A 21,820-nucleotide genomic window follows, 5' to 3' on the forward strand; every position below is an offset into this window, starting at 1 on the left:
GGGCCGGCCTGTACTGGTCCGGTATCCGCAAGAAAAACACAGGGACGGCAGCGCTATATATGAGCGCTGCCGCGGCTCTCGAATTGCAAATGGAGGCTTTCCTCGAACTTGAGATGATTACGACAGCATTCGTAGTCACTTACGTATGCTTGCACCAAGGCGATAGCCGCAGCGGCATTTCGCGCGACAGCATCCCAGAAAAACTGCGCAGCTCGCTGAACGAGTTGAACGGCACCACGCACCGATGCGCCGGACCCAGCCAACGCGCCCAATGTTTGCTTTTCACGCTACGGATATTCGTCGTGCCGCCATCCGGCTCCATCCGGAGGAGTTCCTTGAAGTCGACCGACTTACCCTTGGCTTCCAGCTTCGCAGCGCGTTTTTTGGTTGCCTCCATTTGCGCATGCTGCGAGGACGGCATACCCAGCGCGCGGTCGCGAGCTCGCGACCGTCGGCGCCGGTCCGGACGATCGGCGCTTTGTAATCCGGAAAGACTCCGGGCATCGGTACGAGATTGCCGACGAAGCGGTTGATCACCCGGATCAGGGCGCTGATCGCCGCCTCGTTGAGGTGATGAGGCACATCTCCACGTTTCTCGATCAGCGTGACGTGATCGCTGCGCAAGCTGTAGCAGGGTCGCCGAAGGGCGGCGGCGCATTTGCTGAAGCGGAGTCGGCTGGCCTGTTCTTGACGAACGTCGTGCGCGGGTGGCGCAGCGCGGCGAGGTCGACGTCGCGCCTGGTCTTGGCGAGCACTCGATCTCAAGCCAAGGATAAGAGAGAGCGATCATGAGGAAGCTACATCCGTGGCTTATGATCTGAAATCCGACCGCCCTTCAGTGTCGTGTCGCTCATAGTGAGGCAAGATAGCCAGCCGGAATTTGCGGCTTGCAGTCTGAGAACGCAGAGCGTTATTCCTGGCCCTGGGCGCTCTGTTTCGATTGTGTGTGCCCAAGTGCCAGGAAGCCAAAATGGCATGCACGCCGTAAGGAAAATCTACGTCTCCGGGTAGAACGAAAGACACGGCATCACGTGGGCGACCCGCATTCGTGCCGAGTGCAAATTTCGAAAATCGAGGGATTAAGTCCGTTGTTAAACTGCATCGGAAGTTGCAGCCTTTGTATTTTGCGTTTCTCCCGCTAGTCCCAGGCATGACAGTAAGTGATCAGCTGATGAAACAAGTCGCGCATTGAACAACTCCAAGTCGCAAAAATATGATTATAAGCCCGTTGAAGTAGTTTGTTGCATCGTATACATCTTTAGGTAGTTTATTTTCGAGACGGTGGGTCCTATCCGCTTCGCGAGTGCATGGCCGCGAACCAGTTCTAATCTTCATCGTGCGCATGAGCCTTGCGGGATGAATGAGGTACGACACAGTCGTTGTTCGAGGATTTTCCAAGCATGAGTTCTGGGACGAGGCGAACGTTACGCGAGCTCAAAAAGAAAGCTGGTTTCGTTTCATGGACTGGACATGGATTGCGCCTATGATCTGCACTGTTGATCAGGCTGTAAATCGATCTGGTGGTCTCATATGCGAGTGTCTTTCGATGAGAACGGCACTAGCCGTGTCGACACGCAGCATGCTCAGACAGTTCGGGTGTGTAGCATCAAGCTTGTTTTGCCGGGTTTGTCGCCAGACGCGACCACCACTGAGCTTGTTTAGACATTCACAGAAAGAGGCGCCGTCATGAGTGGAACAATTGCTGTTGAAAATGTCATTTCGCGAGCAGACATCGTCAAGCACGCGGACCGGCTTGGGGCCGAAATCAAGAACATTGCGCTGTCGGACGATTTGCCTGACGATGTCATCGTAGCGTTCAACCGGCTTCTGCTAGAGCATAAGGTCATCTTCTTCCGTGATCAGGGACATCTCGACGATGCACAGCAGCAGCGTTTTGTGCTTCGGCTCGGCTCGCTGATACCGAATCCCACAATCGCGGACACAATGGGCGGTTTAACGATCCGGCAGGAGCTGTCTGATCGCGCCTGCAGTCATCTCAACCAGATGAACGATGAGCGGGTCCCCACAGCCATTTCGGTGCTGCGGCTCGCAGCGGTCCCGCCTTTTGGCGGCGACATTGCTTGGTCGAGCAGGGCGGCCGCTTATCTTGATCTTCCCGATCCCCTGCGGATGCTCGCAGATAACCTCTGGGCTGTGAGCTTCGTCGCATCTGATCTCACTGCGACAGAGAAGGCCACCGAAGCCAACAAGCGGCATTGGTGCGGCGTATCCACTGGAACGATCTACGAAACCACACATCCGGTTGTTCGTGTTCATCCCGAGACCGGCGAACGCATGCTATCGCTCGGTCGTTCAGTGAACAACTTCGTCGGCCTGCAGCGCTACCCCAGCCAAAGACTGTTTGAACGGCTGCAGTCCTATCTCACCGCCCCGCAGAACACCCTGTGCTGGAACTGGAAATCAGGCGACGTGACAATCTGGGACAATCGCGCGACTGAGCCGCACCCCGTGAACAAAATCGGCAGTCCTCACTGGGTCATGGACCAGCTTGCGATTGACGTCGGCGTACCGAACGTGAACGGGCCAAAATCAAGGGCCGCAAAGGCTGCCTGACACCGTCCACACCTCCCAGATTTCATAAGACGCCTGGGGACCAAAGACTAGGTTGCGGCCCTGCAATGTCGAGCGGAGCCCGGCCTTCGAGCTTATCCCGCCAGGGCCGGCTAACCAGCGTTGGCAATCTGTTTCTTTTTCTTGTCCATAAGACTTTCTGAAAAGGCGCGAGCAGGCGGTGCCATTCTCGTGCGAGAGGGTACAATGCGAGCCGGCTCTTGCCTATCGGTGCCGGGCATTGAAAAGTTGGCGCGGATCGAGCTTGGCGATGGTCGAGGCGCTATTCAACCTAAAGCGGGCTCGCACGCTGATATCACATATGAATGTCAGCCAGGCACCAGGTCCTGATTCCGATGAGGGCTGTTCAAGGGTGTCCTTCGCAATTGGGAGGGCGCTCAACCCGATTTGAGGAGGCGGCGGTCGCTTGTTTGTACAGACTGAAAGGCATGGGCGCGCTTGTCGCACATATTAGGCATGCTGCGCGGTTCGCTGGAGCCTGTCGCGATCAAAGGGATTGTATCCGCAATGACGGACGTAGTTGGCACATTCTTCAGAAGTGAACATGCTCAGGCTGCGTCCGATGAGATCCCAGGTTGCATCGACGGTTCTGGCTGGGGCTTGTCGCAGCAGTTCTTTGACTTTGGCGAATGCCATCTCAATTGAGAGCGGGGCGTAGGGCGGCAGGAAGAGTGGGCGCGCCGGCGCCTGCGATGAGGTACGCGGCCTCTTCGTTCTTCTAGCTCGATACATTGTGGGGATCACCGTCTCGCCCTCGCGCAGCGGGGGGAGGAGGATTTGCTCGACATGGGGTCAGGAAGCACTCGCCGTTGATTCGCCCGTCGAGCACGCAAGATGCAATCACCCCTCGCAGGTGAGGGCCGCAAGGAACATCGTCGTCTTCCAAGGGCCGTTCGGCACATCGCCGATGGCGCGTGCACTGACATCGGCCTAGGCGTCACGACGCGCCATCACGGTTCCCTTGCGAGTCATTCGACCTCAACACGTTCTAGTCGCTGCGACTTAGGTTCCCCTCTCGCCGCTATCCTCCATCTGGTACCAGGGCGCCTTTCTCAACTCTCGAGTCCGATAAGTCGTGAGCGTCACGAGAGGATCACCGCGCCCGGCCTTGACTTGCGCGGAATGCTTTGGATTGCCCGATCGAGGTGATTGACGCTGCCGTTGCGTGATGATGGGGTGATCGCGGGTTGGAGCGGGCAACGGGGACCTCGGAATGACCAGCGAGTCGCAGCTGCGCGAGAAGCTTCGGAAGATCGAGGCGTTGTTCGCGGGTGCGGGAACTGCTGGTGAGCGCCTACGGCGGAAGCTGCGCTGCAGCGGGTGCGTGCCCGGGTCGAGGAGCTGGCTCGCCACGATCCGCCGATCGAGCAGCAATTCTCACTTCCTGACCAGTGGTCGCGGCACCTTTTTCTGGCGCTTTGCCGTCGATATGGACTGCGGCCGTTTCGTTATCACCGGCAGCGACGCAACACCGTGATGATCCGTGCGTCACGAGGCTTCGTCGACAAAGTTCTGCTGCCGGAGTTCACCGAGCTGGAGAGGGCGTTGCAAGTCTATCTGCACGAGATGACGCTGCGCGTGATCCGCGAGGAGATCTATGACGACGCCAGCGATGCGCAGGAAGTTCCAGATGCTCTGCCGTCGAACTGATCAGGCGGCGAGCTTTGCCTGCGAACTGTCGCGCTCGGCCTTCCAATTCCACGGCAACAGCATGTGCAGCTGATTGATCTTTGTACGTCCAGAGACGATGCGCTCGAGAACATCGGTCAGATAATGCCGCGGGTCGAGGTCTTGCAGCTTTGCCGTGTTGATGAGCGACGCGAGAATGGCCCATGTCTCGGCGCCGCCTTCACTGCCGGCGAACAAGTAGTTCTTCCTTCCCAGGCCTATTGGCTTGATGCTGCGCTCGACCGTATTGCTGTCTATTTCAATGCGTCCGTCGTCGATGAAGCGCGTCAGGCCGTCCCAATGGTTGAGGGTGTAGCGGATGGCTTTGCCCAGACCGGACTTCTTCGAGACTTCCAGCAGTCGCGCCTCGAGCCAGGGTTTGAAGTCCTCGATCAGCGACCTGGTGTCGGTTTGCCGCACCGCAGCCCGATCCGCCGCCGGCAGACCGCGGATGCGATCCTCAATGGCGTAGAACATCGCGATCCGTTGCAGCGCTTCCGTGGCAATCGGCGACTTCGTCGCGACGTGAACGTCCCAGAACTTCCGCCGCACATGCGCGAAGCAGAACGCCAGCTGCACCAGAGAGCCGCCGTTCCTGATCAGGCTCTTGTAGGCGGCATAACCGTCGACCTGCAGGATGCCGTCGTAAGCTCCAAACAGCTGCCTGGCGCGGATCGCCTTGCGATCCTCGGCGAACACGTAAACCACCGCCGGCGGCGCCGGGCCGCCCCACGGACGGTCGTCGGTGGCGATCGCCCAGAACTGGCAGACTTTGGTCCTGCCACGGCCGGGATCGAGAACCGGCAGCGGCGTCTCGTCGGCAAACAGCCGCGGGTAGGACATCACTTTGTCGCGCAACAGCGTGTGAAGCGGCTTCAGCCACCAGGCGGCGCGGCTCATCCACGAGGCCAGCGTCTGCCGGTCGAGCGTGATGCCTTGGGCGGCAAACATCTGTTCCTGGCGATACAGCGGCAGCTGGTAGCCGTATTTCATCACGGCGATGTGGGCCAGCAAGGCTTCCGTCACCATTCCACCGTCGATCGCCTGGGCCGGCGCGGGTGCCTGTACCACACCCTGGCGGCATCCCCGGCACCCGTACCGCGGACGCACAATGCGCTTGACCCGGTACTGCATCGGAATGACGTCGAAGGCTTCCTTGACGGTCTCCCCGATCTTGTGCAGCCGCTCGCCGCAGCAGGAGCAGATGTGGCTCTCGATATCGATCACGACATCGATGCGCGGCAAATGCTCCGGGAGGCTCCCCCGGTTGCGTCGCGCCGATCGCTTTCCACGGCCCTCCGCTCCGTCAGGCAGCCTGCCTCCGGTCACGTCGTCGTTGGTGGCGGCACGAGCCGCCTGTGCCGTGATGGTGAAGAGAGACAGCTGTCCGGGATCCAGTGTCTCGGAGCGTGGACCGAAGATCGTGCGCTTGTACTGGGACAGGATCATCAGGAGCTTGTCGTTCTCCTGGACTGCAGCGTCGCGTTGGGCGATCGCCGCATCACGCTCGGCCGAAAGCGTGCTGCATTCCGCCGACAACGCCGCAAGCCGTGACGACAGCGTCATCACGGTTTGTCGCAGCAATGCTGGATCGGAAGGCAAATCACTCATGCAGAGTGATTCTACAACAGCTCCGCATGAGTGACGAACTACTATCGATACGGATCAACCAGCTCGTGATGGCTGATCCACAACACGCATCGGCACACGCTTCCAGTCTGAGCCATCGAGCAGCACCGAGAGCTGAGTATGAGATAGCGGCATGACGCCTTCCTTGATCGGCGGCCAAGTAAACTGTCCTTCGATTCTCTTGTAGTAAAGGACGAGGCCGCTTCCGTCCCAGGTCAGGATCTTCACGCGATCCCGGCGCTTGGAGCGGAAGACATAAAGTCCGCCGTCGAACGGATCGGCTCCAAACGCCTCGCTCACCAGCATCGCCAGCGAGTCCATGCCGCGACGGAAATCGACCGGCTGCGTCGCAATCCAGATCGACAACCCGGGTCGCAGCCCGATCATCGGCCAACCGTCCCGACTGCGGCCAGCACCTCGCACAGCGCCCGCCGGTCGACCGTCCCCCTGACGCGGATGCGAACCGCGCCGACCTCGATCTCGATCGCCGCCTGCTCCTCGCACGACGGCAATGTGCCCCTGCAGCCGGTGATCGCGACCGGCACAAAGCCAGCTGGTACGTCTCCGGCCAAGCGATCCGCGACCTTCGCCCGTGTCGTTTGACGACGCCACAGAAACAACAGGCTTGGGCTGATGTCATGTCGCCGCGCCACCGCGGATACGCTTGCACCAGGCGCAAAACTCTCCGCGACAATCGCCCCCTTCGCATCGGTCGACCAGCGCCGGCGCCGGCCGATCCCGGTGATGATCTCGACACGTTGCAGCGTATCGGCGCCGTCTTCGAGGATAGGCGTATGCCTATCCTTATCGCCATCCCTACGACTATCCTTTGACATGGTGACCTCGTGACCAACATTCCACGAGATCTTCCTAACCGACCAGATCAGCCCTCAGCACGTGGTCCCTGGATGACGCTGACGATAAGTCCTCACCACACTAGGTAGGTATCGATCCACTGTTGATGCTGTATTTAGACGAGGAAGATCGCATTGAATCAAACGCGCTGATACGGCAAGACGAGGTGCGCAATGGAAACAGCAGCTAATCCGCTGAATTGCAGAGCACGCGTGTTGAAGTTCATTGAAGAAACCCGCGTCGTTAGCGAGAGTGAACTGCAAGTCAACAACATCACACCTTATCATGTCACAAAGTCTTATCGCGAACAGATCATCAAAAGCGGTTACTACGATCAGCTGAAGTACATTGTCGAGCCCTCAGTCAAGGAGTTCGAAAGCCCAGGCACCTTAGATACGAGCGGCGAGCACGACAACACGGTCGTGCCGGGGCTCCAGCACAAGTACGCTCAGACCGGTTTATTGCTGGTGACGGAACGCTGCGGCTCATATTGCCGTTACTGTTTTCGCAAGCGCATTGTGGGCAAGGTTTCGGATGAAATCGCACCGGACTTCCATCAGGCCGCGCAATATATTGCGCGCCATTCTGAGATGACGAACGTACTCCTTTCCGGAGGCGACCCGTTCGTGCTCAGGACCGCAAATCTGAGCAAGATCGTTGACCACCTGCTGCCAATAAATCATTTGAATTCGATCAGATTTGGCACAAAAATGCTGGCCTATGAGCCAAGGCGGTTTGAAGATTCCGCTCTACCAACGCTATTCCAGCGTATCCACAAGGCGGGTAAAACCCCAATCATCGTCACGCATTTCGATCACGTAGGTGAGATCTCATCCGACGCGGAGCACAAAGTTCGCAGTTTGCGAGCACAGGGCGTGCAGTTCCTTAATCAGTCCGTGCTTCTCGCCAAAGTCAACGATGATCCCGAAATATTGGCCGCGACCTTCGCCAAATGCCACGAAATCGGAGTGCGACCTTACTACTTATTTCAAGCAAGGCCGGTGAAGGGTGCATCGCACTTCCAAGTCGCACTTCGGCGCGGACTAGAAATTGTACGCGGCATCAACCAACGTCTGAGCGGGATCGAGAAGACATTTAAATACATCATGTCCCATTACACAGGAAAAATAGAGATATTGGACTTAGGACAGGATGGCCGCGTGTATATGCGATACCACCAGAATAAAGTTCCCGAAAAGATCGGTAAGATCTTTTCCCGACCGCACGTCGCGACAGCCTGTTGGCTTGATGATCTGCCCGCACAATGATCTACCCCAGCTTCCCAGCCCACGAACTCGGAGGGCGTACGGTGCCCTGCCGCCCCACGAAGCGCATTCAAGTTGAACCGCTGGAAGCGCACCCTGACGGTAGTAAGGTTCGGATGGCGCTCGATTGTCCGCTGCACTGAACCTAAGGACCTGTGGAGCTCCCTATTCCTGCACTGACAGGGAGGTAAGCTCTATGCCCTTGGAGCGGGCATGGGCTCAGCCATTTCGAGAAAACCTGCCTCAAGCGGCCCTCAATAGGTTTACGCGAGCGGCGTAAGGGTTCATTTCAAAGATACTGGTCTTATAACGGGCCGCTCTGCGGGGCTTTAAGCGGCACCGTGCTGGCGCGACATCCGCTCGAGCAGGAGATCGGAACCGGCGGCCGCAGATTCGAAGGGAGTACGTAGTGAACCTCCTCCGAATGAGTGGACACCTGTAGTAGGCTCATTGAGCCCGGAGGTGTCGAATGGAACGTCAACGTCGGTCATTTACCGAAGAGTACAAGCGCCAGGCCGTTGAGCTGGTGGTGTCGAGCGGTCGCTCGATCACGTCGGTAGGCAAGGAACTCGGGCTGCGCGACTCGGTGCTGCGGCGCTGGGTGGATAAGGCCGGGCAGCAGCCGGCATCGGCGGCGTGGCGCCCCACCACGCAGGCGACGCCGATGTCGGCGGACCAGGCTTCGGAGATCGCCCGGTTGCGCCAGGAGAACGAACGGCTGCGCATGGAGCGCGACATTTTAAAAAACGGTCCAGCACCGTGGCGCGCCTGTGCGGCGTAGAAACAGCCTTGTGCTATCCTCGGCGCTGGGAGGGTAGCGGCCGCTCGATTATTGGAGGCACAATCCCCGTTAAAAAACATGGTCCATGGGTGCATGCGAACTTGAGAGTGGTGACGTCGCCTGGCGACGATCCCGATTAGGAAGATGACGATTGGCATAGCCCAGACCCTCCTGCTCATCATTGAACGGAGGATTGCCATGCTCAAGAGGACGGCCGGCGACCGCCCGGAACTGAAGCTGGTCAATGTCGGGGCCGCCGCCATCGACATTGGATCAAAGATGCACATGGCCGCGGTGGACCCCGCTTGCACCGACGTGCCGGTGCGCTCTTTCGGCACATTCACGCGAGACCTGCATGAGCTGGCGGACTGGTTCAGAGCGTGCGGCGTGACGAGTGTCGCGATGGAATCCACTGGGTCTATTGGATCCCGGTTTACGAGATCCTGGAGCAGCGCGGGTTTGAGGTGATCTTGGTCAATGCGCGGTACGCCAAGAACGTGCCCGGGCGCAAGACCGATGTCAGCGATGCCGCGTGGTTGCGCCAGCTTCATTCCTATGGCCTGTTACGCGGCAGCTTCCGACCTGATGCCGAGATTGCAACCCTGCGCGCGTATCTGCGCCAACGGGAGCGGCTGGTGGAATATGCCGCCGTCTTATCCAGCATATGCAGAAGGCCCTGATGGAGATGAATCTGCAGCTCCATCATGTGGTCTCGGATATCACCGGCGCGACCGGCATGCGGATTATCCGAGCCATTGTTGCAGGCGAGCGGAATCCTGACGTCTTGGCAACCTATCGGGACGTGCGATGCCATTCATCCATCGCGACGATCCGTGCGGCACTGGTGGGCAACGACCGGCACGAACATGTCTTCGCGCTGACCCAGTCGCTGGAACTCTACGACGTCTACCAGGCCAAGATGCTGGACTGCGACCGCAAGCTCGAGGTCCTGATCGCAGCACTGAACAATAAAGGCGCAAAGCCGGTCGGAAAGCTATCCAAGCCACGCATCAAGACCAAACAGGTCAACGCGCCCACCTTCGATGTCAGGACCGCGCTGTACGGCGTGCTCGGCGTCGATCTGACTGAGATCCACGGGTTGGGTCCATCACTGGCATTGAAGCTTATCGGGGAGTGTGGCACCGATCTGAGGGCTTGGCCGAGCGCCAAGCACTTCACCTCCTGGCTGTGCCTTGCGCCAGGCAACAAAATCTCTGGTGGCAAGGTGCTTTCTTCACGTACCCGAAGGTCTTCGAGTCGGGCAGCCGCACTGTTGCGGTTGGCAGCCACAACCGTTGGCAGAAGCGATACAGCGCTCGGCGCATTCTATGGTCGGCTAGCCTCCCGAGCGGGCAAGTCGAAAGCCGTGACGGCGACCGCCCGCAAGATTGCGGTTTTGTTCTACAACACACTCCGGCATGGCATGAGCTACAAAGATCCGGGTGCCGCCCATTATGAGCAACAATATCGCAGCCGCGTCCTCGCCAACCTACAACGCAGAGCCAAATCGCTGGGCTTCGTCTTACAGGCCATTCCGGAGGACGCCAATCCGGCTGTTTCTTAGGAAGTCGATCGCGATCTTTGCCGGAACCCGGACATGAGCTTCCGCTTCATCGAGGACCATCGCGACGCCTATCCGGTACGATTGATGTGCGCCGTGCTCGAGGTCTCGCCGGCCGGCTATTACGCCTGGCGCGATCGCCCGGCGAGTCAGCGGACCAAATCCAATGCCACGCTGCTGGCTGCGATCCGGCAGGCCCATCACGACAGCCGCGGCCGCTACGGCAGTCCCCGCGTCCATGCCGTGCTGCGGACGCAGGGCCGTGGCGCCAGCCGCGGCCGGATCGAGCGGATGATGCGCCGGCACGGTATCCGCGCCATCACGGCGCCGCCGCGCCGGGTGCGCACCACCGACAGCCGTCACGACCTGCCGATCGCCCCGAACCTGATCGCGCGCGACTTCACAGCGGAAGCCCCGAACCGCGTTTGGCTCGCCGATATCACCTACATCCCGACCGCGGAGGGCTGGCTGTATCTGGCGGCCGTCATGGATCTCTTCAGTCGAAAGATCGTCGGCTGGGCCATGCGGGATCACATGCAAGTCGAACTCGCATCCGCGGCGTTGACGATGGCCATCCAGCAGCAACGGCCGCAGGCCGGATTGATCCACCACTCCGATCGCGGCGTGCAGTATGCCTCACACGCCTATCGCGCGCTCTCACGGGCGCCGGCATCGTTGCATCGATGAGCCGCAAGGCCGATTGCTACGACAATGCCCCGATGGAGAGCTTCTTCCATACCCTGAAGACCGAGCTCGTTCACCATCGCGACTACCAGACCCGCGCCGAGGCCCAGCGCGATATCTTCGCCTTCATCGAGGGCTTCTACAACCGCACCCGGCTCCATTCCGCGATCGGATATATCGCCCCGATCGAGATGGAGCTAAAAGCCGCTTAAACCCGTCCACTTTTTCGGGGGAAGATCATAGGCCGCTCCGGCTCGCTCCCTCCGTCGTTAGCTGAAGGATGGCTCTCTCAATAATTACGTCCTGTTCCGACAGGGGCGCGCCGGTTTGCGTCCTCTAGGCATCGGCTTGGGGGGCATCGCACCCTTGGCCGGCTCAGCGAACAATTCGGACAGGTGAATACCCAAGGTCATGGCGATACGGTCCAGGAGATCAATGGTCGGGTTCTCTTTCTTCTGCTCAATACGCCCCATGTATGAGCGGTCGATCCCGGCATCATAGGCCAATTGCTCTTGCGGAATGCCGCGCTCTACGCGGATCCGGCGCACATTCCAGGCCACAAGCGCACGAGCGTTCATGCGCAGAGGCAGCCATTCCGATGATTATAAAACCACTGGTTATAGCCATACTATTACGATAAGCTCGCACGAGCAGTGGCTGTCCTCCCCAATTGCTTCGAGGAATCAGGCAACGGTGAGATGTAGACGCAGCTAGTGCGTGCCGTCTTCTCGTTGACCACCACAAGCGTTCTCGTCGGGCAATAGCTTGCCATTAGCGCAGAGAGGGAATCGCACTCAGTCCGGGGACCGCGACTATAATAGGACGAATGCTCGACTGTGGCTCGAAAGGGAAACGAATATTCTCCAGTTCGCTAGTTCTGGCTATTGCCTTTCACGAGTGCGACCGGGCCGGTCACCACGGAGCACCATGCCTTCCGCCAGGAACAGCAAGGACAACCAGGGCACATCTGCAATCCCTTCCAGTATGGACTGCGATGAAAAAGGGAAAGCTCAGGATGGAGCCACCAGGTCAATGTGAGCCGATATGCGATTGCCGTCTCAGCGCGAAAAGGAGGTTGGCGTGCGACCATTGGACGGGTACCAAAACGACCTCAAATTAGTTATCGTTGCTCTGATTTCGGTAGACTTTTCAGCTGGGTAGGAGTTTCAGGCAGTGCCAGCCGAGCCGAAGATCGCAGAATTGGCGCCCAGCGTCGACGAGCTCACGTCATATGACAAGGAGCACGCTGTTGCCTACATGCGACTTCTTGATGCGGACGCGGACAAGGCAGATTGGCGCGAAATCGCGCGAATTGTGCTTGGGCTTGATCCCACCGTTGAACCGGATCGTGCGCGACGCACATTCGAAAGTCATCTGACGCGGGCCAAGTGGCTAGCGGGCCGCGGCTATCGCGATCTGCTACGTAGCGGTTGGCCAAAACAATGATCAGCGCGGATGTCAGGGGCGCCGGAATGTGTCGCGATCGCAAAACTTGATCATTCCATCGATTAAGTGCGTGCAAGGCGCGTATACGATAAGCAAGCACCGGAAAGAGCCACAATCATCGGATGCATTTCGCCGCGTCTGAAGATTGTGCGGGAAAGGTGCGATGCCGGATACTGATTGGAGATCTGAGGAAGCGTACAGCGGCCTGAAGAAGGCGGATGCTGCCGACCTGGCCTGGGAGTGGCTGCGCCGGGATCGCGACTACCAAGAGGATTATAAGCGGCTATCTCGCCGCGAACGTTCAAGCGCAGCGGCGGGCCAGTTCCGACGCAAGTGGGGGCTCTCGTTTTCCTGCTGATCCGCAAAAGACTTTCGACAAGCATTCAGTCTTTTGGGCACCCGAGGTGCTGCCGACCATACTGTCTGTGCGGGCGGCCAACTGCATTGCGCCCAAAAGCTATCAGCTCGATTTCGACCATTTGCCCGGTGGCGAGCTTCGCCGTGCGCCGGATGGATGGCATGCGATCGTGCCGCTCGGGGGCACGAAGCATCGCCTATGGCTAAGAGAGCTTCCGGCGAGCGGATATGCTGTCGTCGTTGATCTGCCGCTCGACGCCGATTTCGAGCTTCGCTTGGGGGCCGCACGTCGATTTTGGCTCGCCCTTGAGCGTCGGACGCTCGGAGTGCCTCCTCTTGCTTTGCCTGCTTTGAAGCAGCGTCGGCTAATCCTTGCGCTTCGCGCAGTGGATGGATGGCTGGAAGGAAATAGCTACCGCCAAATCGCGCAAGGCCTGTTTGGAAGTCATCGTATCGCCCAGCGCGCTTGGAAAACAGACGATTTGCGCAGCCGAACCATTCGACTTGTTAAGCTGGGACGGCGCCTCATGCGCCTTCGCTGGCGAGCATTGCTCGACAAACGCAGGGGCAGGGATGACAAGTAAAGGGTTGCGGCGCGATAAACGGCATACCTTCCGTTCTGCCTGCCAATTCTTCTGCTGACATGGCACGATGCCGGCTAGGATAAAGTCTTTGCGCTCCGATCTCTCATTATTGGCGTCTTGATTGCTGCAAAAGAGGCGCGTTATCTCCGTAGGCCTTGACGACCGTGCTCAAATAGTTTTCTTAGGTTGAGCGCTCTCGGCTTGAGCATTGATCTCCCGCTGTACAGGATTGAGGGACACCGCGAGAGGTCAGGCAGACTGCGCAAGTGCTACCTTTTTGCATAGACGAGCCAGCCATCGGCAAAAAGAACGTGCGATCTCGGGGTGCGCGCTGCGATCTACGGAATAGGCGCGATATTGCATGCCACTCGGAGTGCGGGAGCCAGGGATGATTTGCAAAGCGCCTCCTCGCACTAGGTCACTGACGATGATTTCCGGCGCGACAAGAAGGCATTTCCCTGTCATGACGGCCGGCAGAGCAAGATAGTTGTGATCATACCGCGCGCCCGCTCGTATGTCGCTTGAAGACAGGTTCATGGCCCTCAGCCATGTCGGCAGGATGTCGGGGCGGGAGGTGATGTTCAGTATAGGGGTTGAGCGAACAATCGAGAGCTCTTTGCCCCCGACGAGATTTGGCGGGCCGACGCACACCAGCTCCTCTTTGTAGATCTCCCAACTGTCGGCGGGCTCGATGACGGAAAGATCCCGTGTAATCAAAATATCGAAATCATCCGAAGATGTCGGCGGCGCTAGCGAGCTGACGATGTCCACGATAACGCCACCCGCTTCGGAAGAGAAAGCCTGCAGATTTGGAATAAGAAGAGAGAAAGCAAAGGTCGATAGTGACGTGCGGACCACAATCCGATTCGTTCCTGCGCCTGCACGGCGTCGCATTCTCTTCGCGGTGAAGCTGACGGTTTCGAGCGGCTCAGATACCGCGTTTGCGAATAGCCTCCCGAACTCGGTCAAATCGCTGCCCCGTCCACGCCGCTCGATGAGATCAGCACCCAGATAATCCCGCAGTACAGCCAAATACCGGCTGACCGAACTTTGCGTTGTTCCCAAAGTGGTGGCCGCGCGCGTGACGCTGCCTTCGCGGGCAACGGTCACAAACGCGCGGATGGCATTTAAAGGAACTTCCTCGTCTTGAGTCGCCATTGTCTGCTCCGGCGCCAGAATGAACATCCATCACATTATTCGATGCCCATAGCCGGATCGCCGCGTATATGGGGCGGCTACGCATGAAATCCTCGTGAGAGCGTGATACCTGCGCCAGTACCGCACAAGATCTGCGTCTCAGCTGGTGTTTGTCAGGGGCTAAGTCCTTTTGCCGCGTGCCGGCTTCGGCTTGCGACCTTTAGGTAAGGTTGCCGGTGGCGGCGCGCCCTTGGATGGCCGAACAAACAGCTCGGAGACAGCTACGCCGAGCGTCTCGGCAAGGCGATCGAGAAGATCGATTGTCGGGTTCGCTTGTTGCCGCTCAAGTCCGCTCATGTAGGAGCGATCAACTCCTGCATCGTAAGCCAATTGCTCTTGCGGAATACCGCGCTGGACGCGGATCCGGCGCACATTGTAAGCCACAAGCGCACGAGCTCTCATGCGCGAAAGCAGCCATTTCGATGGCCATCAAACCACTGGCTATAACCGACATAAAAACCTCCCGAGATTAGAGGCTTTGGATCCAATTATTCGATGCGTGTCACCGAATCCCTCTACCCCGGCGCTACTGGGAGGCCGCACAAGCGCTGGTACGTCGACCGTCTATCAATTTGCAGCAGCGCAGATTTTGCGGGCGCTGACCGGAACTCAGCCGTTCCGCTGGCAGCGGTTCGATTCCGCCGCCCCTTGTCGCGAGCCATGGAAAACTGTCCCCTCGGCTTCACGAGGAATTGCCCACTCCTTGGACTGCCGAGGAGAGAGCGAATGAACTAGGAACGAATCACGGAAGGCTCATCGTAGATTGATCCACGGGAGTAGGTGATGAAGACGCCGGGGCGACGTGACGGAGCTGTTGCGTCTGAGAGCGGGTGGCTGGGGTCTGAAGCGGATGCGGCTGGGGTGCAGCCATCACACGGTGAAGGACTACGTGGCGGCGGGCGGGGTGAAGGCGTTCAAGTCGCCTGAGCGTAAGAAGTGGCTCGATGGCCTTGAAGGCTGCCTGCGCGAGGGGTTCATTCGGCACCGCGGCAATGCGGATGTGGTGCGGCAGGCCTAGGGGACGAAAAAGGCGTGCAGTCAGCCGGCGAACCCTGCAGGGTGCCGTGCAGCCCTATCGTCAGGCGCTAAAGGCCGAAGCGCTGGCGACGCGGTTCGAGGCAGGGGCAAAGCCCTCCCAACGGTTGACGCCTCACGGGCGAGACAGGCGACGCGCTTGACGCCGTGATTATACGAACAACATCATGCGAACAGTATAGGTCGCCGTGGAAGATCGCAGCGCAGTCGACGAACTGTCCTCGTGCTAAGCCATAACGAGGATGCAAATATTCTCGAGGAGAACGGTCACATGGCTCTGGTCGAAGTCGCGCCAGGTGTTCGCTCAACCATTCGGCACGCACCGTCATCTTCGTGTTAGCCGCTGGACGACTGCAAATCCAGCCGTCAGTTAGCACGCCCGGCAAGCGGGCGATGCAGATAGTCTTGGCGGACGCGGAGGTATTTCTGAAGGAGGTGGTAGCAAAGTTAGGGTAGGCGCAACGTCAGTCGCAAGTGGCGCAGGTGCTTTGTTAGCAGTACGATTACGTGCGCGGACTTATAGGTTACAACTCCTGTCAATTGTCACAACCAGATGTGGACGTTTTGGAAGCAGTACTTCCATCGTAAGGTTGCGGCGAGGCGTGTTCTCAACCAGCTTCGAAACGCGGAAAAGAATGCCATGGCGAACACCAATCTCAGCTCCCAATGTATTGCAAGTGCACGCGACCGACAGCGAGCCATCACCGACCGAAAACTCACTTAATGGAGAGCCACTGGCCTCGAGACCTCGAGGTTTCCAGATGACAGTGGAATGAAGCCGATGACGCGGATAGGTTTAGGAATAAAAGCGCGCGCTGGCCATTCCCGATCTCGACCGGTGCTGTCTGGTGGCTCTATCGCCTCAATTTCGGATTAACCGAAAACGTGATGTTGGTGCCTTGCTGCGGTCACGGTCGCCCAGGAGAGATCCCGCTGTGCCATTTAATAAGTGTGACATGGAGCGCCTTCCATGCGGGCCAGGCGCAGCCCTACCGAACGTGCCACAGGTTGGGCGCTTGACTGGCGGGCAAAAGTTTGAGGCCAACGCTAATCGCCTTAATTCTTCCTCAGCCTACAAGCCCGCAATCACATCTAGCACCGACGAACTGCCCAGGGGGTGCACAAATAGTGCCGGCAAATATGATCAGCAGACCGCGAAACTCGAACTGGTGCCCGCACTTCACACCATCAGCAGGCTGAAAGTGACATCGCGGATGATGCTGCTCATGGAGGCCCCCCCCCCAGCGTTGAAACGACGGGCCAGGTGAGCTGAGAGCGGCGAGCGTCAAAATGGCCCCGCTTGGGTGGTAAAATTTCGCGATCGGGAGCAAGGACGCGACGCTCGCATTCTACCTCGTGATCTTCAGCGGCTACAAGAAAAAAGGAATGCCGCGCCCGAGTCCACGAGACCCATGGAAGGGCCGGCCGAGCAGTTCATCTAGCAAGTCTGGCCAAGTGCGCCTTGCGCTGGATTGATCCTCGCAGCCGAAGGCGAACACGTCGTGCTCGCCTATATGAGCTTCCTGGTTCAGCACCGCGCCAAGCTGCACTCGATAATCCGATTGAGCGCTTCAACGGCGAGATCAAGCGGCGGACTGAAGTCGACCGCATTTTCCCCAATAAGGATGCCATCGTTCGCCTCATCGGCGCGAACCCGCTCGAACTAGAACGACGAATGAGCGGTCCAGCGAGCCAGTGGCATGACGCTGGAAACCATCGCGCCGTTGAGCGACGATCCCATCGTCGGCTTGCCCGCCGTGGCAGGCTGACGCCTTCCGACCCGCCGGAAAATCACCGGTGACTCGCCGCCACCTACACCACGCGAAGGGGGGCGATCCGTTAGCCTGCACTTCCCGGCTGTCGTCTAGGATCACGGAGTGTTACTAGCCTTTACGTGATATCAGGCTTTAAGAGGAAGCGCTGATAGGCTCACAGCACTTTGCTGCGCTACGGCGAGTAGCTGTCGGACGTCACGTTCGATTGCCGAATTTCACCGGAGACCGCGCTATCCGCGCCGAAATCCGGCAGACTGCAGGTTCAAATTCTCACAATTTGCTATCGAATTGGCATTAGCATGCCTCTGGACGGAGCGCATCTCGGTCGCGACTTTCGGATGAAAGAAGAATTGGGATTGGAGAGACAACATCAATGCTTGCAATGAACAGCGAAGAAGTTGCGGCGTACTCACTAAACGGCTTCGTCGTGCGCAAGAATTTGATTAGCAGCAAAGAGATCTCATTGTACCGCGATAGAGCGCGCGTACCGATAGAAGCGGAGATTGACGGTGGATCCGTATTTGCCAAGAAGGATAAGGATGGCAAGACGAGCCTCTTCAAGAGATTGATGAAGGCCGACGAGGATCGATATGGCTTTCTCGGCCGCGATACCCGACTAGTCGATCTCGCTCAGGACGCCGTCGGCAAGCCGATCTACCGGTACTACCATGAGATGATATTGAAGCAACCAATCAACGGCGGCGCCTGGGAGTGGCATCAGGATTTCGGAACTTATTTCACCCACGGCTGCTTGGCGCCGCAAATGGTGGCTATCTACGTTGCGCTTGACCAAGCGACAAAAGAGAGCGGTTGCATGCGGGTCCTAAAGGGCTCGCATAAACTAGGCAGGCTCGATCATGTCCGGCAGGGTGAGCAGATCACCGTCGACGAGGGGCAAATCGAGGCGGCGCTGAAGCGCTTCGAACCCCATTACGTCGAAATGGAGCCCGGTGACGCGATGGTCTTCGACGGCAACTTGCTGCATCGCTCCGACGCGAACCGGTCGAGCAGACATCTGTGGGCGTATATCTGTTGCTATAATGCTGTCGATAACGCGCCTTTCAAGCACGTGTGCGACTATGGGCACTACGAGCCGTTGGAAAAGATCACAGCCGCCGCTTTCCTGAGGTCCGCTTGAGAGAGGCCAATCGCGCCCCACGGCTCGGAAGCGCGAACACCCAGTTGGTTCCTTAGCGATCCTGGTTCGGATGCTGCTCCTATCCCTAAAGCAAAACTGAGTGTTGTGCTTCACTCACGCGCAAGAGACCGGTCAGCCAAGCGAGCCCATTCCACATCGCCGACAACATGGAGTTCTTCGTCTTTATGCTTGAGGGGCAGGTCGAGTTCGGGGTCGGCTCGAAAACCGCGTGACCTCCAGCACTTTCGAATAGAGGCAATATGATACGTTGCTTCGGAATGGTCCGCAGCTGTGGCTTAAGCGCGAAGCCACGAAATGGCTTTTTGATTTACGTCCGCTCACAAGTACAGGAGCTATTCGTGGCTATTGGGCCGATCGCGGCAACGACACGGGTCATCACCTTGGCCTCGCGGCCACTCGACCGTCCTGTTCCGGAAAAGTGCCGGATCGAGGAGCTTCCGCTCCCTGAGCTCTCGGACGGACAAATTCTGGTCCGAAACATCTACATGAGCGAAGACCCGGCCCTGCGGAGGCGCATGGAGCAAACCGACGAGATCGGCGCACCGCTTAAGGGTCGCAGGGCCGGCCGAGTCGTGGCCAGCCGGAATCCGTCCGTCAGCGATGGTGACTACGCGCGCCACCGACTCGGTTGGCGCAACCACGCGGTCGTTGACGCTAAGCTGGCTGCGATGTGGATACGCCGGGCATTTCGCGCACCTACTGGCGGCTGCACGAGTGATCGGCAGTGCTGGCAATGCCGATAAGGGTCGGCTGCTCGTGGATGAGCTTGGCTACGACGTCGGAATCAACTCCCGCGGCGACATGCTCGCAGAGCTCGCCCACCCGGCGCCGGGGGAGGATCGATCTGTACCTCGGCAACGTCGGCGGCGATCATCTCGTCGCTGCGTTCTACGCGCTCAAGGTCAACGGCTGCGTCGCCCTGTGCGGAGTGATCTCCGCAATGGAGGACGCTTCACGGGACGTCCGCCCGAGTTCGAGACCCGGATTGCTGGTTGGCTGCGCAGCAGCAAGTTACTGTCCAAGGCGACAGTTGTGGAAAGGTTGGATCATGAGACGAACGCGTTCATCGGGCCGCTGTCCGGAGCGAACATCGGCAAGATGCTCGTGCGCCTCGCCGACGAGAATTCTGCGCTCAAAACGGAGCCTAGGCGTGGTAAACGGCGGCGCTTAAGAGATCGTAGCAACGCTAATAGTTCGCTGGGCGGATACCAAAACCTCGGGGTATTCTGTTGGGTTTTCCCTGTATCAACTGCGTTACAATAGCCAAGGACAGGCTGGTGTGTGAGATGACTAATTCTTTTAACGGGTTAGTTCGGATGGCCGCGCCGAATCGCAATCTGCAGTTTTACGGCGCGCCCGTAGGCATTTTGATGGTCCAGCGCGCTGTCACCGATGATCCCTTTGATCGCTTCTACCCTCCTGGCAGCGTTAATAACGCCTGCACGTGGAGTGTTCCCGTGCGATATAAGCCGATGCCGGGGCTCACATTTCCCAAGCTTCAAGTCCCCAATAACGCTGCAACGGAGTCGATCGCTGTTCAGGCTGCAATCGAGCTTGCACGCGAGGGGGCGAGCCTGATCACCGCAAACTGTGGGTTCATGGTTAGGTACCAGGAAGCGGTGCGGGCGGCGGTCGACATTCCTGTTTGTTTGTCGCCGCTTCTTCTGGCGCCCTTCCTTGAGGTCATGCTTCCGCCCAACAGATCCGTGGGCATTATCACGGCTAAGGCGCCTGGGCTGACTCCTGACCTCCTAAACGCGTCGGGAATCTCGCGGGAGTCCGAGCGCATTGTCATCGGAGGGCTTGAGAATTCGCCTGCATTTGCGGCTGCTCTTCTGACGGCCAGCGGCAACCTAGACAATGCTGCGGTCGAGGTCGAAACTGTTGAAGTTGCCATGGAGCTAATGCGTCGGCGGCCAGATATTGGCGCCCTTTTGCTTGAGTGTTCGGAACTTCCACCTTATGCTGCTGCAGTCCAGCGAGCGACTGGTGTCCCGGTTTTCGATTACACGTCCATCATAGAGTTTTTCGTCCAAGGGCTGGTCCGTCGTCCGTTTCATGGGATCATTTAAGGGCGAACCGTGGACCCGGGCACAATGGTAGCCACGTTCTAATCCTTTTCATAATCGAGGACGCGACGGTAATCGGCGCCGCGGAGCGCGAAAGAAAAAGATAGAAGTTGTTTGGAGCTACAGCCACAACTTGCAATTTCGATTGTGGACGCTCTTTCACTGCGGTCATCGGAGGGGGCGACCCGGCTGAGGAAGCGCCACGGGGCGTGATTGAACAATCTGTTCCGGCGCGGCTGAACCAGATCATCAGCTTGAAGCGCGAACTTGCTCTGCTTGCCGGCAGACTCACCTGTGGCTCGGATCGAGAGCGAGATCACACGAGAACGGCCGCCCTAGCATCGAGGCCCTCTTCGTCGGACTGTTGTTGCTCAAGCGCGTTCATCGGCGATCCTACCCCGGGGTGTGGTGTTTCTAGGAGCATGATGTCTTTATACGGAAACATAGCCTGAGTTTTGGAAGTAGTTGGTGCACTCCGCCCTGGAGAAGAGATCGAGGAGTTCACCAACCTTTCTCCAGGTTGCCTCCACGTCATGGGGCTCGGCAGCTCGCATGAGATGTTTGAGTTTGGCGAAGACCTGCTCGATCGGATTGAGGTCAGGGCTATATGGCGGCAAGAAGATGCGGTGGGCGGCCTCTGGCGCGGATAGCTTGGCGAGCCGCTTTGCCCTTGTGGCTGCCAAGGTTGTCGAGAACGACGATCTCGCCCGGTGCGAGGGTGGGTGCCAACACCTTCTCGACGTACAGGGTGAAGAACTCACCATTGATGGGACCATCAATCACCGAAGGCGCGCTGATCCGATCGTAACGCAGCGCCTCGGACTTGTGCCATTGGCGCAAGCGCCTCGCGGAGGAGTTGAAGGTTTTGCTGGCGGAGCGCTCGCGGGCGGCGCGTTAGCGCGCGGCTCGGCGTCCTCTGCCGGCTCAAAGAACCTCGCGCGTTCCCCGCATTCTCGAAAACGAGTGCGTATTGGATCGAGGGCGACTTGCGCCTGCCATTGCAGAAGAAGGCGCCGAGGGGCCGGCGACGATCCGATCCGCTTGCGCCCTATTGGGGACGCCGAGATCATCCCGATCCTGAAGACTGCGCCCGGTATCCGCGTGATCGTGGTCGATGACTGCACCCGCGAGCGCCTGGCGCTAGTTGTGAGCTTTCAGGAGGT

General features: G+C 58.6%; 18 protein-coding genes and 5 pseudogenes. 15 read left to right on the forward strand and 8 right to left on the reverse strand.

Going from position 1 to position 21,820, the window contains the following annotated elements; translation table 11 throughout:
* Window positions 1–193: 193 nt before the first annotated feature.
* A pseudogene (locus XH85_RS11365) lies at window positions 194–582 on the reverse strand (SOS response-associated peptidase family protein); the annotation flags it as partial.
* A gap of 1,104 nt (window positions 583–1,686) precedes the next feature.
* On the opposite strand from XH85_RS11365, the gene XH85_RS11375 reads away from it, so the two are divergent.
* The 3 genes from XH85_RS11375 to XH85_RS11385 all read left to right on the forward strand — a co-directional run bounded on the left by XH85_RS11375 (window position 1,687) and on the right by XH85_RS11385 (window position 4,242).
* Window positions 1,687–2,574 carry a TauD/TfdA dioxygenase family protein gene (locus tag XH85_RS11375; protein WP_128931951.1) on the forward strand — a complete coding sequence of 296 codons (888 nt, stop codon included), beginning with the start codon at window positions 1,687–1,689 and terminating at the stop codon, window positions 2,572–2,574.
* 474 nt (window positions 2,575–3,048) lie between these two features.
* Complete coding sequence (locus XH85_RS11380; protein ID WP_128931952.1) at window positions 3,049–3,237, forward strand: hypothetical protein; 189 nt, start codon at window positions 3,049–3,051, stop codon at window positions 3,235–3,237.
* 675 nt (window positions 3,238–3,912) lie between these two features.
* A complete protein-coding gene (locus XH85_RS11385) occupies window positions 3,913–4,242 on the forward strand; it encodes a hypothetical protein (protein WP_245474009.1) in 330 nt (109 codons plus the stop codon).
* Here the strand turns inward: XH85_RS11385 and tnpC are convergent, their stop codons facing one another.
* From tnpC to tnpA, 3 genes are all read right to left on the reverse strand, one after another.
* The gene (tnpC, locus tag XH85_RS11390; RefSeq protein ID WP_128937217.1) at window positions 4,243–5,826 is read right to left on the reverse strand and encodes an IS66 family transposase; all 1,584 of its coding nucleotides are present in this window, start codon (window positions 5,824–5,826) and stop codon (window positions 4,243–4,245) included.
* A 99-nt stretch (window positions 5,827–5,925) separates the two neighbouring features.
* Complete coding sequence (tnpB, locus tag XH85_RS11395) at window positions 5,926–6,276, reverse strand: IS66 family insertion sequence element accessory protein TnpB (RefSeq protein WP_128931953.1); 351 nt, start codon at window positions 6,274–6,276, stop codon at window positions 5,926–5,928.
* Window positions 6,273–6,725: an IS66-like element accessory protein TnpA gene (tnpA, locus tag XH85_RS47855; protein ID WP_128931954.1), complete on the reverse strand. Its 453-nt coding sequence runs from the start codon at window positions 6,723–6,725 to the stop codon at window positions 6,273–6,275. Before tnpA ends, tnpB begins: the two co-directional genes overlap by 4 nt.
* A gap of 192 nt (window positions 6,726–6,917) precedes the next feature.
* Between tnpA and XH85_RS11405 the strand changes: the two genes are divergently transcribed.
* From XH85_RS11405 to XH85_RS11420, 4 genes and pseudogenes are all read left to right on the forward strand, one after another.
* Window positions 6,918–8,012, forward strand: a complete 1,095-nt coding sequence (locus XH85_RS11405) for a KamA family radical SAM protein (protein WP_128931955.1) — start codon at window positions 6,918–6,920, stop codon at window positions 8,010–8,012.
* Window positions 8,013–8,478: 466 nt separating this feature from the next.
* Window positions 8,479–8,790 (forward strand): transposase, encoded by a 312-nt coding sequence (locus tag XH85_RS11410; RefSeq protein WP_128930227.1) that lies wholly within the window; start codon window positions 8,479–8,481, stop codon window positions 8,788–8,790.
* Window positions 8,791–8,988: 198 nt separating this feature from the next.
* Window positions 8,989–10,354 (forward strand): annotated as a pseudogene (locus XH85_RS11415) (IS110 family RNA-guided transposase).
* 33 nt (window positions 10,355–10,387) lie between these two features.
* A pseudogene (locus XH85_RS11420) lies at window positions 10,388–11,247 on the forward strand (IS3 family transposase); the annotation flags it as partial.
* Between the two features lie 84 nt (window positions 11,248–11,331).
* Here XH85_RS11420 and XH85_RS11430 read toward each other — a convergent pair.
* The gene (locus tag XH85_RS11430; RefSeq protein ID WP_128931958.1) at window positions 11,332–11,613 is read right to left on the reverse strand and encodes a helix-turn-helix domain-containing protein; all 282 of its coding nucleotides are present in this window, start codon (window positions 11,611–11,613) and stop codon (window positions 11,332–11,334) included.
* 595 nt (window positions 11,614–12,208) lie between these two features.
* On the opposite strand from XH85_RS11430, the gene XH85_RS11435 reads away from it, so the two are divergent.
* The 3 genes from XH85_RS11435 (at window position 12,209) to XH85_RS11445 (ending at window position 13,422) form a co-directional block, all read left to right on the forward strand.
* Complete coding sequence (locus tag XH85_RS11435) at window positions 12,209–12,481, forward strand: DNA -binding domain-containing protein (RefSeq protein WP_128931959.1); 273 nt, start codon at window positions 12,209–12,211, stop codon at window positions 12,479–12,481.
* A 163-nt stretch (window positions 12,482–12,644) separates the two neighbouring features.
* Entirely contained in the window at window positions 12,645–12,839 is a 195-nt protein-coding gene (locus XH85_RS46330) for a transcriptional regulator domain-containing protein (protein WP_128931960.1), read from the forward strand.
* Window positions 12,840–12,885: 46 nt separating this feature from the next.
* Window positions 12,886–13,422, forward strand: a complete 537-nt coding sequence (locus XH85_RS11445; RefSeq protein ID WP_128931961.1) for a DUF2285 domain-containing protein — start codon at window positions 12,886–12,888, stop codon at window positions 13,420–13,422.
* A gap of 249 nt (window positions 13,423–13,671) precedes the next feature.
* On the opposite strand, the gene XH85_RS11450 is transcribed toward XH85_RS11445, so the two are convergent.
* Together XH85_RS11450 and XH85_RS11455 are read right to left on the reverse strand one after the other, a co-directional pair.
* Window positions 13,672–14,607, reverse strand: coding sequence for a LysR family transcriptional regulator (locus tag XH85_RS11450; RefSeq protein WP_128931962.1), 936 nt, complete (start codon window positions 14,605–14,607; stop codon window positions 13,672–13,674).
* 132 nt (window positions 14,608–14,739) lie between these two features.
* The gene (locus XH85_RS11455) at window positions 14,740–15,021 is read right to left on the reverse strand and encodes a helix-turn-helix domain-containing protein (protein WP_128931963.1); all 282 of its coding nucleotides are present in this window, start codon (window positions 15,019–15,021) and stop codon (window positions 14,740–14,742) included.
* Window positions 15,022–15,433: 412 nt separating this feature from the next.
* Between XH85_RS11455 and XH85_RS11460 the strand changes: the two genes are divergently transcribed.
* From XH85_RS11460 to XH85_RS11485, 5 genes and pseudogenes are all read left to right on the forward strand, one after another.
* Window positions 15,434–15,637, forward strand: a complete 204-nt coding sequence (locus XH85_RS11460; RefSeq protein WP_208758104.1) for a hypothetical protein — start codon at window positions 15,434–15,436, stop codon at window positions 15,635–15,637.
* A gap of 1,510 nt (window positions 15,638–17,147) precedes the next feature.
* Window positions 17,148–17,423: pseudogene (locus tag XH85_RS11470) on the forward strand (transposase); the annotation flags it as partial.
* 379 nt (window positions 17,424–17,802) lie between these two features.
* On the forward strand, window positions 17,803–18,567 hold the full coding sequence (locus XH85_RS11475) for a phytanoyl-CoA dioxygenase family protein (RefSeq protein WP_128931965.1): 765 nt from the start codon (window positions 17,803–17,805) through the stop codon (window positions 18,565–18,567).
* Window positions 18,568–18,845: 278 nt separating this feature from the next.
* On the forward strand, window positions 18,846–19,331 hold the full coding sequence (locus XH85_RS47860) for a hypothetical protein (protein ID WP_420837906.1): 486 nt from the start codon (window positions 18,846–18,848) through the stop codon (window positions 19,329–19,331).
* A gap of 543 nt (window positions 19,332–19,874) precedes the next feature.
* Complete coding sequence (locus tag XH85_RS11485; protein ID WP_128931966.1) at window positions 19,875–20,660, forward strand: aspartate/glutamate racemase family protein; 786 nt, start codon at window positions 19,875–19,877, stop codon at window positions 20,658–20,660.
* 428 nt (window positions 20,661–21,088) lie between these two features.
* Here XH85_RS11485 and XH85_RS46335 read toward each other — a convergent pair.
* A pseudogene (locus XH85_RS46335) lies at window positions 21,089–21,473 on the reverse strand (transposase); the annotation flags it as partial.
* Window positions 21,474–21,820 lie beyond the last annotated feature (347 nt).

It is taken from the genome of Bradyrhizobium zhanjiangense, from assembly GCF_004114935.1.
In the GTDB taxonomy this organism is placed as follows: Bacteria; Pseudomonadota; Alphaproteobacteria; order Rhizobiales; family Xanthobacteraceae; genus Bradyrhizobium; species Bradyrhizobium zhanjiangense.